This window comes from Sphingosinicella sp. SM1-17 (assembly GCF_056821765.1).
The window spans coordinates 2,284,908-2,301,004 of sequence record NZ_JBPDIO010000001.1; the positions used below are offsets into that span (position 1 = coordinate 2,284,908).

Annotated in this window: 7 protein-coding genes; 5 read left to right on the plus strand and 2 right to left on the minus strand. The window is 65.0% G+C overall.

Features of this window, described 5'->3' with window-relative positions; all coding sequences use genetic code 11:
• Window positions 1-55: 55 nt before the first annotated feature.
• Window positions 56-2,326: a TonB-dependent receptor gene (locus ACRYLT_RS11420; RefSeq protein WP_482664220.1), complete on the minus strand. Its 2,271-nt coding sequence runs from the start codon at window positions 2,324-2,326 to the stop codon at window positions 56-58.
• A gap of 266 nt (window positions 2,327-2,592) precedes the next feature.
• Here ACRYLT_RS11420 and ACRYLT_RS11425 point away from each other — a divergent pair, with 266 nt between their 5' ends.
• The 5 genes from ACRYLT_RS11425 to ACRYLT_RS11445 all read left to right on the plus strand — a co-directional run bounded on the left by ACRYLT_RS11425 (window position 2,593) and on the right by ACRYLT_RS11445 (window position 14,003).
• Window positions 2,593-3,690, plus strand: coding sequence for a helix-turn-helix transcriptional regulator (locus ACRYLT_RS11425; protein WP_482664221.1), 1,098 nt, complete (start codon window positions 2,593-2,595; stop codon window positions 3,688-3,690).
• 153 nt (window positions 3,691-3,843) lie between these two features.
• Entirely contained in the window at window positions 3,844-5,661 is a 1,818-nt protein-coding gene (locus ACRYLT_RS11430) for a ShlB/FhaC/HecB family hemolysin secretion/activation protein (RefSeq protein WP_482664222.1), read from the plus strand.
• Complete coding sequence (locus ACRYLT_RS11435) at window positions 5,658-9,497, plus strand: beta strand repeat-containing protein (protein ID WP_482664223.1); 3,840 nt, start codon at window positions 5,658-5,660, stop codon at window positions 9,495-9,497. Before ACRYLT_RS11430 ends, ACRYLT_RS11435 begins: the two co-directional genes overlap by 4 nt.
• Entirely contained in the window at window positions 9,494-12,619 is a 3,126-nt protein-coding gene (locus ACRYLT_RS11440; RefSeq protein WP_482664224.1) for a CHAT domain-containing protein, read from the plus strand. The genes ACRYLT_RS11435 and ACRYLT_RS11440 overlap by 4 nt, the downstream gene beginning before the upstream one ends.
• 160 nt (window positions 12,620-12,779) lie before the next feature.
• Window positions 12,780-14,003, plus strand: a complete 1,224-nt coding sequence (locus ACRYLT_RS11445) for an MFS transporter (protein WP_482664225.1) — start codon at window positions 12,780-12,782, stop codon at window positions 14,001-14,003.
• A 68-nt stretch (window positions 14,004-14,071) separates the two neighbouring features.
• Here ACRYLT_RS11445 and ACRYLT_RS11450 read toward each other — a convergent pair whose 3' ends face one another.
• Window positions 14,072-16,081, minus strand: coding sequence for a BCCT family transporter (locus ACRYLT_RS11450; protein ID WP_482664226.1), 2,010 nt, complete (start codon window positions 16,079-16,081; stop codon window positions 14,072-14,074).
• Window positions 16,082-16,097: the final 16 nt, after the last annotated feature.

Consider the following 16,097-nt stretch of genomic DNA (forward strand, 5'->3'; position numbering starts at 1 on the left):
CGTGGGAATCAGAGCCATGCGCATTCGCCGGAACAAGGGTTGCGCAGCTGTCTGCTCAGAAGCGCAGGGCCGCCGTCATTCCGGCAGTGCGAGGCCTCAGCGTCATCTGCCGAAGCGGCGCTCCGGTGGCCGGGACCAGTTCGGCGCTGCTGAACAGGACGGAACGGTCGTTGAGAAGGTTCCGAATGAAGGCGCCGACCCTCCACTCGTCCGTTTCGTAGCCGACGCGGAGGTTGACACTGTCGAACCCCGATCCGCGATAGACGCGTGGGTCGTAGCTTACGGCGCCAGGCGAGGGCGCGCGTCGGTAGGATCCGGCAAAGCGGTAGGAGGCCCGCAAATACGCCTGTCCCTCGCCCGAGATCGTGAACCGATATTCGGTTGCCAACCGGCCTGACCAGCGGGGAACGAACGGAACCCGGTCATCCTGGGCGACGATGACCTTGGACGGGCCGGAGCCGGCGGGAGCGGCGAGCACCGTTTCCCGGAAGCGCGCCTCGACGAGGCCGATCGAGCCGCTGACGAGAAGTCCGGGAAAAAGGCTAGCGTCCAGCTCGGCCTCGAAACCTTCATTCCGAGCGGTGCCCAGATTGTCGGTGAAGGAGAATCCGCAATTGGGAAGAGTGACCGGCTGCTGGATTCCATTCCAGTCGATCCGGAAGACGGAGGCGGCAAGTCGAAGTCGCTGGCGCGCGAGCACGAGCTTCGTTCCGGCTTCGTAGCTCCACAGCGTGTCGGACCGGTACGAGGTGGGCGCCTCCTCACGGCCGAAGGACGCCAGGTCTTCGCCGCAGTTGGCGCTCGGCACCGGCGGATTGGCACCGCCGATGCGAAAGCCCTTGCCGACACTCACATAGAAGAGCCGCCCCGGCCCGGGACGGTAGCTCAAGCCCAGCCGCGGCGTGATCGGGGTCTCGCGCTGGCGCTGTCGAGCCGGCCCGCCAAGCGATCCGCCAGCATAGGGCCCTTCGGAAAGTACTTCCAGGTCCAGTCGAGAACGCGAGATTCGGGCGCCGCCGCTCAGTTCAAGGCCGGGCAGGGGATGCCACGCCACCTCACCAAAGCCCGCAATCTGGCGTTCCCGAAGATGTTCGGCGCCGCGGTAGGTCACACCGCCGGCGAGCAGCGGCACTCCGAAAACCTCCTCGACGCTCCCGCCGAGCAGCTGCTGGACGAGATCCTCCACCCCCGGCTCCACGACTTCCTGTTCGAGGGCCAGCTTCGAGCGCTGATAGAAGACGCCCGCAACCCAGCGCAGGGAAGCATTTTCGGGCGAAGCGATCCGAAGCTCCTGAGTGAACCGTCTCTGGCGCACATCGGAATAGCTCGAAGTCCCGCCCACCGGCACGAGTCCAGGAATGGCACCGCCGAGAACGAGTTCGCCGAATGTCAGCGAATAGTCGGTGACCTGTTCATCGACCCGGTCAAGCCAGGCCGAAACACTGGTCAGCGTCGCTTCACCAAGCTCGAAGCGGGCCGTGAGGGACGGCAGGATGAATTGATCGAGTGCCGGCTGGGGAAGGATGTTCGCCTGACGATGGGGACCCAGCTTGCTGTCGTAGAAGGGATAATCGCCCCGGTGGCCCCGCTGGTAGCTGAACGCGGGCACCAACTCCGCACGTTCGCCGAGCGCGAGCTTCAGGCCTGCGCGCAGCCCAAGAACGGAGACGCGGTCGACATTGCTCGCCCGCACCTGACCGCTTCCTGGATCGACGCGATCGACATGGCCGGCATCGACCCGCCGGTAGACGGCCGCGCGAAATCCGACCTTGTCCGGAACCAGGGGAGTGCCAACCGCCCCTTGCAGCTCATGGCTCATCCCGCCGCCTTCGGTGAAGGCGATCTCGCCGCTGGCCCTCAGGTCGCTCGTCGCCAGGTCCGGCTGCCTGGTAATGAAGCGGACCGTCCCGCCCATGGAGTTCGCACCGAACAGCGTGCCTTGCGGCCCGCGCATGACTTCGATCCGTTCCACATCGAACGTCCTGAGATCGATGTTGCGCGAGAATCCGAGGGCACGGACCTGGACCGGGATGTCATCGACATAGAGGCCGACGGTCGCTGACCCCGCGGCTGAGAATATGCCCCGGATCGACGGCGTCTCGACGCCGAGCACGCCATTGGGTGTGGACGAGAAGTTGGGAACGTCGCGGGCGAGGTCGCTGACCGTCTCGATGCTGCTTGAATCGAGTGCTCTCTCGTCGAGGGCAGCCACGCTCAGCGGCGTGTCGTCGATCCGTTCCTCGACCCGCCGTGCGGTGACAAGGATGGACGTCTCCGTCACCTGGGCAGCATGGGAAGGCGCGACCAGGTTTCCCGCCAGGATCATAGCCGGCGCCAGCACCCTTCTCGCCACGGCAAGGCTTGGACGCGAGCGAGCCGCGAGTTCTTCCTGCCCCGAATTGGAACAAGTGGGCCGGCGTGCCGCCGCGCGGTCACCAAATGCTGAAATCGTCATGTCATTGCCCCCAGAGGAAAAAAAGGGCAATGTGGCCCGGCTGTCAAGCAATTGCGTCGCCCTTGGGGAGGGGCGGCGCTCATCATGTCCCGGCTGTGCAAATGCCGGACGGACAGGCTTAGCGGGTGGGCGAGTTGATGTCGCAGCAGTTTCGAACGGAAGACATTTACGACGCGGCCACCGATGATGAAATTTTCGATCAGCTTGCCCTGACTCTCGCCAAAGCAATCGGCGCTCGCTCCGGAGTCATTCATTGGAAGGACTTCGAAAGGGACACGGAGGAAGTCTCCTATTCCGGCTACTTCACCGGCGACCAGATGGCGGTTTACGAAAAGCATTTCGCGGATTTCGACCTCTGGTCTGCCGCGGTGCGTCGACCGGAGCGGGTAAACCGGGTCTGGGATTGCGAGCAGCTGGTGCCCAGCGGGGAATATGAAACAGGACGGCTCTACAACGAGTGGATCCGGCCGATGGGCGACGACTCCTTTCGAGGGCTTGGAGCCGCGCTGCAGACGGAGACGGCCGTAGGCGAGATCGGATTCCACCGGGGGAAGGATCAGCCTCCCTTCGGCCCGGACGCCCTCAAGACCGTTGAACAGGGCCTTTCCCACATCCGCCGAATGGTTTCGATCAGGAGCAAGTTCATCGCTGAACGGCGCTCCAGCGACAGCGCGGCGGCGAGCCTCAACCTCATGGGCGACGCCGTTTTCACCCTCGATACAATGGGGCGACTCATCCACTGCAACCTGGCCGCCGAACGAATCCTGCAGCGCGGAGATGCTTTGATACTGAGACAGGGGCGCCTCCGGGCGCCCCAGCCGCGCGATCAGCGGGCGCTCGAAGCGGCGATTGCAAGAGCCACTGATCCATCCGCCAGCGAGGCAAGCGGCCTTCTCCTCCATCGCGGCCGCGGAAGGCCCTATGAGATCTCAATCCTGTCGGCATGTCTGGCGGGACAGCGCCGGGTCTTTCTCGTCCTCACCGATCCCGACGCGACCAACGCAGATCTCGAGAACCGGCTGCGCGCTCTGTACGGCCTTACGTCGGCGGAAGCCGAGGTTAGCGCCCGTCTCGCAGCCGGGGCTTCGCCGGCTCAGCTGGCGGAGGAGCGGGCAGTTACCGTGGGAACGGTCCACTCCCAGCTCAAGTCGATTTTCTCGAAGCTCGGCTGTCGGCGGCAGTCAGAATTGGTTGCGATAATCAGCGGCTTGCCTCGTCTTTACTCCGACAGCTGAGCGCGTCCTGCCGTCGATCCTTTCGCGGAAAACCGCTCAGCATACCATGTTCTGGAGATGAGCTTCCGCACCACAATCCCCTAAACCTGCCAACGCGAGGGGCAGGCCGGCGCACAGATGCGCCGGCCCACGCATGAAGTGCAGGGGACAGAAATGCGAGGGGCCGTCAGTTATCGAGCGCTGGGCGCGCTGAGGCGCGGTGAAAGCGTGGCCGCGAGTTTCATGTTCGCGAGTCTGCTGGCGATGCAATCGTCGCCTGCACTGGCGCAGGCCGGGCCTGCCGCGCCGCCGACGCGTGAGGAAATCGAGCGCGTTCCGGTGCGAACGGACCCGGACCGGCGGGCGCGGCTGGAAGTGGAAGGGGCCACTCCGGCCGCGCCCTGTGCGCTCGACGACGCGCGATTCAACGACGTTCGCTTCACCCTCGGCGCCGTCGAATTCGAAGGTCTCGGGCCAGTGTCACCTTCCCTGCTGGAAGGCAGCTATGCCGGCCTCGTCGGGAGCGAACATCCGGTTTCGGTCCTTTGTCGAATCCGCGACCGAGCCGCCGCCCTTCTCGCCGAAGCCGGCTATCTCGGAGTCGTCGAGATTCCGGAGCAGCGCCTGGGTGACGGTCGGGTTCGCTTTCGAGTCGTGCTTGGCCGACTTACAGCCATTCGCGTTCGCGGCGACGCCGGTCCTTCCGAACGCCTCGTCGCCGGTTACCTCAGGCGACTGACTCAGGAGCCGGTGTTCAATCGCGCCGACGCCGAGCGCTACCTGCTCCTGGCCGGCGATCTGCCAGGCTATGACGTGCGGCTCTCGCTTCGATCCGCCGGAACGACGCCAGGCGAGCTGGTCGGTGAAGTGGCGGTGGTGCGGTCCCCTGCGACTCTGGTCGCGAACGTTCAGAATTACGGATCCCAGGCGCTCGGGCGGTTCGGCGGTCTGGTCAGCGCCGAATTCTACGGCCTGACCGGGCTTGGCGACCGGACGAGGCTTTCGGCCTTCTCGACGCTCGACTTCCAGGAGCAGCAGACATTGCAGCTCGGGCACGACTTCCGGGTGGGAAGCGAAGGCCTGACCATTTCGGCTCAGGTGACGGGAAGCTGGGGCAATCCGGACGTCAACCTGGCCGGGGTCGACATCGAATCGACCACCTTGTTCGCGTCACTGGAGGCGAGTTACCCCTTCCTGCGTTCCCGTCAGTCAAGCGTCAGCGGATCCCTCGGCTTCGACTATGTGGACCAGGACGTCGACTTCAACGACCTCGCGCTGACTCGCGACCGGGTAAGGGTGCTGTTCGGCCGTCTCAGTTTCGACTCGATCGATTCCACAAGCCTTTCGTTCAGCGGCGGCTATTCGCCGGCCGAGCCGCGCTGGGGCGGCCGTGGCTTTCTGGAAGTCCGGCAGGGCATCGATATCTTCGGTGCCTCGCCCGATTGCCGATCGGCACCGGCCGCCTGCCTTGCTGCGGGCGTGACCCCGCCGAGCCGGATCCTCGCCGATCCGACCGGCACCCTGATCCGCTTTGCCGGATCGGCCGAGTTCCGGCCCATCCCCAACGTGACGGTCGTGCTCGGATCCCGTGCCCAATATAGCGGCAACGCCTTGCTCTCGTTCGAGGAATTCTCGGCAGGCAACTACACGATCGGTCGTGGCTACGATCCCGGCATCATGCTCGGCGACAGCGGCGTCGGAAGCAGCATCGAAGTCCGGATCGGCAGCCTTGCGCCGAAGTCCCGGGAGGATGTGGCCGTACAGCCTTATGTCTTCGCCGAAGTGGCTCGGGTCTGGAACGAGGATCCGACCGCGGGCGATCCGAGACTCTCGTCGATCGGTGGCGGCGTCCGGGCGCTCTGGGGTGACCGAATCCAGGCGGATGTCTCGCTTGCGGTGCCGCTCGAGCGGGCCGGGCTTCAGACGGAGCGCGGCGATGTTCGGCTTCTCTTCAGTCTCACGAAAAAGCTTTTGCCCTGGAGTTTCCAATGACCCCTTTCGGACAGGACAGGAATCGTCGCTCCGCCAAGGCATGGCTCCGGCTGAGTTGTGCCGTTGCGCCGATCATTGCCGCCGCTGGCCTGATGGCGGAGCCGGCGCGATCGCAGGCTTTCAACGGCTCTCCGACGGTCGTCTCCGGCCAGGTGGTTTTCGATCGCTCGACGCCCGGCATTGAAACGATCACTGTTGTCGAGGACGCAATCGTCAACTGGACTCCAGTCGAAGATTCGAACGGAAGGATCAATTTCCTTCCGGCTGGGAACACCGTCACGTTCCAGGACACGCTTAACGCTGGCGGCTTCGTCATTCTCAATCGGATACTTCCTTCCGGTACCGGTATCGTCGAACTCAACGGCAACATCGTCAGCCAGCTTCAGACGACGGCGGGGGGCATCGGAGGGGGCACTGTCGCCTTCTACAGCCCCACCGGGATCCTCGTCGGAAGCACCGCGCGATTCGACGTTGGCAGCCTGATCCTCACGGCTGCGGATCCCGATCCGCTGAGTTTCCAGGAGTTCGGGACGGCGAGCGGCGCCCTGTCGCTTGCTACGGCGCCGGGCAGCACCGCCCGAGTCGAAATCCAGCCGGGCGCAATCATCGACGCGAGCTCAGAGAACAGCTTCTTCGCCATCGTTGCCCCGCAAATTATCATGGGCGGAAACATCCGGGTCAACGGCTCGACCGCCTATGTCGCCGCCGAAGCCGCCGACCTGACCCTGGTGGACGGGCTGTTCGACATCGTCGTCACCGTCGGGACCAGCGTCGCGGACGCCATCATTCATACCGGGAGCACCGGTGGCCCGGCGCGGACCGGCTCGGACGCCAGTCAGGTCATCTACGCCGCCGCGGTGGGTCAGTCCCAAGCCGTGCGGCTGCTGTTCTCGGGTAATCTCGGCTTCGATCCGGCTTCGGACGTGAGCATCGTCAACGGCGAAGTGTTTCTCGTGGCTGGCGGCAATGTGGTGGGTGGCAATGGTGCGTCATTCGCGTCGACCCCTGGCGACCTCATCGTCACCAACGCGACGGTCACCTCGCTCTTCTCAGGGCTTGCCAGTCGCGATCTGCGGTTGATCGCTAATGGCTCCGGCAATCTCGATTTCCGGAACGATGTTCGCCTCCTCGCCAGCAACGACGCCCTCTTCGTCGCGAATGGCGGAACGGCGGCGGTTACCGGCAGCCTGTCGGTCAGTGCGCAGGCGAACGGTCGGAATGTAGGAGCCACGGGCGATCAAAGTCTTGCGGATGCGTCAGCGGGCGTAGCTCGGATCGTGGCCGAGAATGGCGGCACGATCACCATTGGCCGCAATGCGTCCGTCAACGCTTCCGCTCAGGGCGGTTCGGGTCCGAACGGAGGATCGGCGACCGGAGGCATCGCGGGCGTGATCGCGGTCGGCGGCGACATTCAGGTCGGGGGCAGCATTTCGGCCAGAGCGGACGCCGTGGGCGGCAATGCGACCGGGCCTGGCGGAGTCGGCGGTTCCGCCCAGGGGGGAACGGCGTTCATCCAGGCACAGTCGCCGGGAGCGGGAAGCATTACCGGCAACAACGCCTTTGTATCGGCGAACGGTACCGGCGGCGTTGGCGGTGCTGGCGACGGCGCTACGATCGCGGCCGGAGCGGGCGGTACCGGAAGGGCAGGGCTTTTCCAGGGCTCGCTCAATTCCGGCGGTGCCTTCATTCTGGCCGGAATCGATGCAGGCAATCTGTCGCTGACCAACATCACGCTTCAGGCAATCGGCAGGGGCGGCGCGGGCGGCATAGGTGGTACGGGACAATCCGGAGGCGCGGGCGGCGAGGCCTTCGGCGGCACAACTCAATTCGGTTCCTTCCGCGGAGAAGCTCCTGGCGACGTTCAGGGCTCGGTTGCAGATTTCGCGACTGCCAGCGCCGATTCCTCCGCTTTTGGCGGCAATGGCGGAACCGGTCCTGCAGGACAGGGCGCCGGCGGTGCAGCAACCGGGGGTGGAAGCTTCATCAGCGGAACGAGCGGCGGCCAGGTGACGGTCGACAGCATCACGCTGCTAGCCAATGCCCAAGGCGGGACCGGTGCCAACGGCGGAGCGGCGGCGGGCGGCTCTACGATCGTGTCCAGCTCTGGCGCTATTGACGTTGCAAGTGCCACGCTGCGTTCGACGGCAACGGGGGGTACCGGTGCCGGCGGTACGCTGGGGACTGCCACGGGCGGCTTTGTCGGGGTCGAATCCGTTGCCGGTGTCGGCGGCTCGGCTGGGGACATCGAGATCGGCAGCTTCACGGCCGAACTCCTCACTCAGGGCGACGAGGCGACGAGCAGTGCCGGCACGGCCGGCATCATCATCGACGCCGGCGAGGCGCGTTTCACGACCTTCGACATTTTCGGCGACGAGAGTGGTCCGACGTCGGTAGCGCCTTCGGCATCGACGATCGCCGTGGCGGGGCGGCTGACCTTCCTCGAGCGCGCTCAAATCCTGCTTTACGGCGACATCGACATCAGCACGACCGGAACCGGACAGATCCTCGGCGGCCCGGACGAGCTTACGCCGACCGCGGACCTGCTCTTCGCCAGTCGGGTTGGAACGATCACCGTTGACGGCGAAAACGACAGCTTCTTCAATATCGGCGCGCAGTCTCTGACCTTCGTTTCCGCGGGCTTCGACCTGCTCGACGGGGCCAGTCTCCGGGCGTTCCGGGTCGCTCTGGACGTCACCGATGCGGGCGGCCTCGCCACGGTCGGGGGAAGCGGTGAGGGCCCTGGCTATACATTCACCGCCGAAGAGGCGGACCGGATCGAAGCTCGGGAATTCTATTTCAGCGGCAACGACCTCGTCGTTCGCGACGTCTTCATCCCCGGCTCTCCGGAGGGCGGGGTCAGCTACGTGGAGATCGAGGGGGACACGATCAGTGTGCAGGGGAGGGTAGAATATCTCGCCGGTCCCGATGACACGCTTGAAATCGATGCGGAAGATTGGATCGAGGTGATTACCCCGACCGGTTCGATCAGCCTCAACGACGGCACGACCTTGTCCGGGCGGCTGCTGCTCGATGCACCGCGGATCGTCGTCGCCGATGCAAGCCTCGCGGCCCAGATCCGAGCCGATTCCAATTTCAGCGGACTTGCCGAAGCGCTGGCGACGAACAATGGCCCCAATAATCCGGAAGGCTATCTTCAGGCATCGACGATCCGCTTCCTGCTGGAAAGCGAGACCCTGAACGAGATCTATATCCAGAACAGCGGCAGTAGCAGCGTGTTCGGTGGCACCGCTGCTCGAGTGCCCGGACTCAGCTTCGGTCCCGAAGAAGATGACGACACCGGTCCGTTCGAGGTTCGGTTGATCGGTTACGGCGCGGGCCTCGACTCCAATGGAACGGTCGTCACCAACGCAGACTATGCTTCGACGGTCGATTTCGGAGAGTCGTTGGGAATCACCTACACCTCCGATTCAACGTTCAATGCGGTGGCCGTGAACGCACCACCGCCGCCACCGCCGCCACCGCCGCCACCGCCCCCACCGCCCCCGCCACCACCACCCCCGCCGCCACCACCGCCACCGCCACCACCACCGCCCGTCGATCCGGTGGAGGGAAGCGGCGCACTGGTGGGGTCCGAAATCATCAACGGACCGATCACCCAGTCGATCGAACTCGAGCCCGGCGAGGACGAGCGCGATGTCGCCTTCGGCGCCGCCTTTCCGGCCCTCGTGGATACCGCAGAGCTGACGATCGACTCTTCGATCGACCAGGCAGTGGCAAGCGGCGGCGACAGCGCTCGATGGCGCAGCGCCGAACCGGACGACGACGATGACGACGATGATGACGATGACGATCGGCAGGACGAGCAGGAGCAATGACCGTGACTCGAGAGATTTTGTTCGGATCGGTGGCTGTCCTGACCTTGGCGGTTGCGATGACTTCGGCCCCGGCCCAGGAACGTCGGGTCAGCCTCGCCGACAGCGTGCAGATCGGATCCAATGCCTTGTGCTCGGCTCAGTTGCTTCCGGTGAGCCCGGGCGACGGAATGTTCGACCGATCCTACGCTCTGGTCTGCCGCGACGCCGCGGCTCCGGTCGGGCGGCTTCACGAGCTGCGAGGAAGTTTCGATCGCGCGCTGGAACGTCTTCAGGGCACGCAAACGGGTTCTTGCACGCCGGCTGAACCGCAAGCGATCGATGGACTTGGTGAAGTCAGAGTCCTGAACTGCAGAACTGAAGCCGGCCTGCTTCACGTGGCCTATCTGCTCGAGCGCGGCAACCGGGTTCTCGCTGCGCAGGGCGTTTCCGGTTACGACAGTGCGCTCAAGGTGGGACTTCAAACGCTTGCGCTCGACCGAGTGGTCGACGTGCCGGTCGAGGTGGCGGTTACAGAAGGCAGCGATGCGGCGGCCTTTGCGCGGGTTCAGGCCACACAGCTGTCTCCGGAAGCCGCATTGGCGGAAGCCTATCGGCGCAGCAATGCCGGCGACTATGCCGCTGCTGCGGAGTTCTTCGCTGTTGCTGCCGGTACCGACTCGACGATCGGGAGCAGCGCCGAGGCTATGCTCAACGCTGCGCTTCAGGAATCCAATCTCGGAAACCATGCGCGCGCCGAGGAATTGTTCCAGGCGGCCGTGCCGGCGATCGGAACGAACCCTGTGTTCGCCCGGATGCTCCGCAATTATCGCGCCATACATCACCTCAACGAAGGTGATCGGCAGGCGGCCCTGGAAGTCCTTTCACACCCCTTGCCTCCCGTTGAGGGCCTGGATCCTGCGAGCGTCGCTTCGCTGCAGATCGATCGAGCCCTTGCTGAGCGGCTGAATGCGGAAGCGGTGGGAGCGGATTCGCTTGCTCTTTCCGGAGAAACATTGCTCCCGTCGGAGCGTGCCGAAGTTCTCGATGGCCAGGCCGCCCAGTTGCGCGGTGCCGTTCACCGGCTCGGCGGCGATCCGGCGCGCGCTCGGACCGAACTCAACCAAGCGCTGGCACGGCTCGCGGCGGTTCGCGGCGGACGCATCGGTTCGGTGGCCTGGATGCGCGCTCAGATCATGGTGGAGCTTGCCGCCATCGCCGAAGCCGAACGCAACGTCGCCGAAGCGGAAAGGCTTTACCGTTCGGCCGCCGATCTGGTGGCCAGCCGATACCCTTCCTCTCCCGCGCTCCTTTCGTCGCAGGCAGAACTTGCCGGCTTCCTTGCCCGGACCGGACGTGAGGAGGAGGCCATCGAAATCTACCGATCGGTTGTCGCACTCGCTCAAAGCACGCCCGCGCCGACACTCAAGACGTTGATCGCACCCTATCTCGACCTGCTCTCGCGCCGCTCCGATCAGTCGGCTGTGGCGGCCGACATGTTCCAGGCTGGGCAGGCGCTCGTTCGCCCTGGTGTCGCTCAGACCCAGGCGGTTCTTGCGCGCGAGCTTTCCGCCGGGAGCGACGCTGCGGCAGCCCTGTTCCGTCGGTCGATCAACCTGTCGCGAGAAGTGGAGCGGACCCGGATCGCGCTCGCCGGGCTGACCAGCCGCCCGAACGCAACCGATGCGGAAAGTCTGCGCTTAGCCGAGCTCCAGGAGCGGCTCGCCCGCCTTCAGGAGCTCCAGGTCTCGACCCAGGCTGAGTTGGCTCGCTATCCACGTTTCCGTGCGGTGTCGAACAACGCGATCGATCTCGCCGCCCTCCAGCAGGAACTTCGACCCGCCGAGGCTTATCTGAAGGTCATCGTACTCGATGGCGCCAGCTATGCACTCTTCGTCACGCAGGATTCGGCACGCGCCTATCCGATTGGGATGGGCGGCGATGAGCTGGATGAGCAGGTGACGGCGATCAGGGAATCGATCGTCAAGATCGAGAACGGCCAAACCGTGACTTACCCGTTCGACGTCGAACGCGCGCATCAGCTTTACCTGCGACTCTTCTCCCCGGTGGAGTCCGAACTGGCCGAGATTCGCCATCTCGTCTTCGAGCCGGACGGTGCGTTGCTGACCTTGCCGCCGAACCTCCTGGTGACAAGCCCGGAGAGCGTCGCCTCCTATCGGGCACGAGCAAGCCAGCAAGGAGGCGACGAATTCGACTTTACCGGCGTCGCCTGGCTCGGCCGGCGGATGGACGTCACCACAGCGGTTTCGGCGAGCGCGTTCCGGGACGTCCGCAACGCCCGCCCTTCGGATGCGCGCCGGCCCTATCTCGGACTCGGCGAGAACCAGCCGCTCGACGTGATCGCCGCGCCGTCAGGAACGCGCGGAGGGATTTTCGGCGGCTCAGCTTGTCAATGGCCGGCGGCGACCTGGGCTCGGCCGATCTCTGCGGCCGAACTCGTGACGGCGCGGGGAACGATCGAACGCTACAGCGGATCGGGCGGCGAAGTCCTCACTGGGGGCGCATTCTCCGACACCGCCGTCAAGCAGATGCCCGGAATTGACGATTTTCGAGTCATCCATTTCGCGACTCATGGCCTCGTGACGGCTCCGCAGCCGGACTGCCCAGCCCATCCGGCTCTCGTCACCTCGTTCGGCGCGGATGAATCCGACGGGCTTCTGACCTTCGCCGAGATCTTCGATCTCCGGCTGGACGCGGATCTGGTCATCCTTTCCGCCTGCGACACGGCCGGGAGCGCCAGCGTGACCACGACTCGCGCGGCCGGGATCACCTCGGGCGGTGGCACCGCGATGGACGGACTGGTCCGCGCCTTCGTCGGCGCCGGGAGCCGAACGGTTCTGGCGAGTCATTGGCCGGTCCCCGACGATTTCTCGGCGACCCAGCGCCTCGTCTCCGGCCTGTTCACGGCTCCGGCGGGCACCTCGACAGCGGAAGCGCTGAAAGTGGCCCAGCAGGCCCTGATGGACGACCCGCAAACCTCCCATCCTTATTACTGGTCCGCTTTCGCCATCGTGGGTGACGGATCGACCCCGGTCATTCGCTCCGGCGGAACCTCGACAGCGGATTCCGGCCAAGGGCCTGGCACCGGTGGGCGAAGCCTGGCCGGCGCCATGGCAACAAGGTGAAGCAAGTGCTTGCGGAGCGGGTCTGAAGCTCGCGCGCAGTCGAGAGCCGAGCCTCTTCCAGGCGTTGGCGAGGCAAAGACTGACGCTTCGTTTCTGACCCGCCCCAAGCCCGGATCGACCGGCAGCGGAACGCGAGGCGGCGCAAGCCATTGATCGGCGGATGATCCGCTCCGCGCTCTCGATCCGGAGCCTGCTGCTCGCCGTCTTCATGCTGATGGCGGGCGGTGGCCTCGTCACGACTCTGGTCGGCCTGCGCCTGGAGGAATCGGGGCACAGCCCGGTCACCATCGGCCTGGTCACGAGCAGCTATTTCGCCGGGCTGACGATCGGATCCCTCAGCGTCGCCCGGATCATCCGCCGGGTGGGTCATATCCGCACCTTTGCGGCGACGGTGGCCCTGATGTCGGCAAGCACGCTGGCTTACGGCCTGCAGGAGCAGGTCGGTCTCTGGCTCGTCCTTCGCCTCATCGACGGCCTGTGCATGGCAGGCGTCTACGTCTGTATCGAAAGCTGGCTCAATGACCGGGCGGAGCGCTCCAGTCGAGGCACACTCCTCGCCGCCTACATGATCGCCATCTATACCGGTCAGGCGATCGGACAGTTCCTCCTGAACCTGAATCATGAGCCGTTCCTGCCCTTTGCCCTGGCCTCGATCCTCGTCACCCTTGCCATCATTCCGGTCGCTCTGACGCGCTTGTCTGGGCCTGAACTGGTTGAGCTGGCGAACTTCTCCGTCGGCCGGCTCTACGCGGCATCGCCGCTTGGGTTTGTCGGAGTCGGTGTGACCGGCCTGATCGTCGGCGCCTTCTACGGACTGGGCGCGATCTATGCGCGAGGATCCGGGCTGTCGGTCTCGGCCACGGCCCTGTTCATGAGCGCCGTGATCGCCGGCGGAATAACGCTTCAATGGCCGATAGGTTGGCTGTCCGATCGTTTCGAGAGGCGACGGATCACGATCGGCGTGATCGCCGGCACCACGGCGACCGGGGTGGCACTGGCGGCCGTCGGGTCCTCGGCCGCGCTGCTCATGCTCCTCGGTGCCCTGTTCGGCGGCCTCGTCTTCGCTCTCTATCCCCTCTGCGTCGCTCACACCAACGACCATCTGACCTCAGCCGAGCGGGTCGGGGCCAGTGGCGGCCTCGTTCTCGTCTACTCGATCGGCGCGGCGCTGGGACCGCTCGCCGGTTCGGTGGCGATGACGGCGGTCGGGCCCGCCGGCCTGTTCGGATGGACTTCCGCCTGCGCCGGCGCCGCGCTGGTCTTCGGCCTGTGGCGGCAGCGTCGCCGGGCGCCCGTGCCGGAGGAGGAGCAGGGACCCTATCAGTTGCTTCCGCGGACTTCGCCGCAAGTGGCAGCGCTCGACCCGCTCGCCTCAGAAGACTGAAGCCATTCGCCAGACTCGTCGGCGGCACGAAGCGAGCGCGGAGGTTGTTGTCGCCTGGCCGGATGGCATCACGTCATCCGCCTGGCCTGGCGAAAGCTGGCGTAGCGCTTCAGCAGATCGTCGATCAGCTGATCGGCGGTGTGGCCGGTTACGTCATGCGGTTGGTCGCCTTGCGAGGAATGGGCGACCGCCCGATAATGATGATCGGGCGCACCGTCGCGAGCTTCCACAAGCGCGAATCTGGGAGCGCGATAGCCGCGGACCCGGATGCAGTAATGGAAGCTGTCCTGATCGCCGTGGGGAATGGTGAGGTCGAGCCGCTCCTCATTCTGCACCAGACTGGGCTGAAGGCCGCTGGCCCGCATCGACTCAGCGACCTGGGCGAGCGCGGGCCGGGCGGTTTGCGCGAGATAGGCCTGAACTTCCTCCTTGCGATGATAGTGGAGGATGGTCGCGAGGCGCTGCTGCCAGTTGAGAGGTACGGACGATCGCGGGGACTCGGCCGCGGCGGCGGAAAGGTCCATGACCGTTCCCTTGCCCTCCATCTGCAGCGCTCGAAGCAGACCGTAGCAGATGAACACCATCACCATGGCGAATGGCAGCGCGCTCGCAATGGCAGCGGTCTGGAGACCCTGAAGACCGCCGGCAACGAGCAGTACCGCTGCAACCACGCCCGCGCCGACGGCCCAGAAGACGCGCTGCCAGACGGGCGAACTTCCGACCCCGCCCGAAGTGATCATGTCGATCACCAAGGCTCCGGAATCTGCTGACGTGATGAAGAAGGTCATGACCAGGATCGTGGCCAATCCGGAGGCGATCGCGGACAGCGGCAATTGTTCGAGCGTGACGAACAAGGCCACCGGCAGGTCGTTGGCCGCGGTTTCGGCGATCGGAGCCACTCCGCTGAGATCCAGGGCAATCGCGGTATTCCCGAAGACCGTCATCCACAGGAAGCTGAAGAGGACCGGTACGATGAGGACGCCGGCGACGAACTCGCGAATGGTTCGGCCGCGCGAAATTCGCGCGATGAACATTCCGACGAAGGGCGACCACGCCATCCACCAGCCCCAGTAGAAAAGCGTCCAGTTGCCGAACCAGGGGTTGGGTTCGTAAGCGTACATGGCGAAGGTGCGCTGAACCAGCTCGCTCAGATAGCTGCCGATATTCTGGACATAGGCCTGGAGCAGGAAGACGGTCGAGCCTGCGAACAGTACGAAGACGAGAAGCAGCGCCGCAACGATGATGTTGAACTCCGAAAGCCGTTTGACGCCGCGGTCCAGCCCCAGCATGACCGACAGCGTTGCCGCTCCGGTGATCAGGGCGATGAGCAATATCTGTACGCCGGAGTTGGTCGGAACGCCGAACAGGTAGCCGAAGCCGGCATTCACCTGAAGAACTCCGAAACCGAGCGACGTCGCCACTCCGAACATCGTCCCGATCACGGCGAAGATGTCGATCGTATGGCCGATCGGGCCATAGATCCGGTTGCCGATCAAAGGGTGAAGGGCGGATCGGATGGTGAGGGGAAGACCTCGTCGAAAGGCGAAATAGGCGAGGGCAAGCCCGACCACGATGTAGATCGCCCAGGCATGAAGGCCCCAGTGAAGAAAGGTGAGCACCATCGCCTGGCGCGCGGACTCGACGGTTCGGCCGGGTCCCACGGGGGGTGAGGCGTAATGCTGGATGGGCTCCGCCACGCCGAAGAAGACGAGTCCGATGCCCATCCCTGCGCTGAACAGCATCGCCAGCCAGGAAAGGTAGCTATAATCCGGCTCGCTGTCGTCCGGCCCGAGTTTCACGTCGCCATAGCGACTGATCATCAGAAACAGGACGAAGACCAGGAAACCGGCCACGACGATGATGTAGAACCAGCCGAAATCTTCAATGATGAAGGCCTGGACTCGCGTGAAGAGCCGCTGTGCCTGGTCGGCGAAGAGGCTGCCGAACAGGACGAAGGCGAGGATCAGGGCTGCCGAAGTCAGGAAGACAGGAGGGTTGATCGACAGTTTCGCTGGCCCCGCCGAGGCGGCCTCGGTTCCGGCGGGATTGCCGCCACTGCTGTTACCGCTGCTTTCCATGTGCGGCGAACGAGGG

Bases quoted from the DNA above. Each gene is read 5' to 3' on its own strand.
- ACRYLT_RS11440 (WP_482664224.1), top strand. From the start codon at position 9,494: ATGACCGTGACTCGAGAGATTTTGTTCGGATCGGTGGCTGTCCTGACC.
- ACRYLT_RS11450 (WP_482664226.1), bottom strand. From the start codon at position 16,081: ATGGAAAGCAGCGGTAACAGCAGTGGCGGCAATCCCGCCGGAACCGAG.
- ACRYLT_RS11430 (WP_482664222.1), top strand. From the start codon at position 3,844: ATGCGAGGGGCCGTCAGTTATCGAGCGCTGGGCGCGCTGAGGCGCGGT.
- ACRYLT_RS11420 (WP_482664220.1), bottom strand. From the start codon at position 2,326: ATGATCCTGGCGGGAAACCTGGTCGCGCCTTCCCATGCTGCCCAGGTG.
- ACRYLT_RS11435 (WP_482664223.1), top strand. From the start codon at position 5,658: ATGACCCCTTTCGGACAGGACAGGAATCGTCGCTCCGCCAAGGCATGG.
- ACRYLT_RS11445 (WP_482664225.1), top strand. From the start codon at position 12,780: ATGATCCGCTCCGCGCTCTCGATCCGGAGCCTGCTGCTCGCCGTCTTC.
- ACRYLT_RS11425 (WP_482664221.1), top strand. From the start codon at position 2,593: ATGTCGCAGCAGTTTCGAACGGAAGACATTTACGACGCGGCCACCGAT.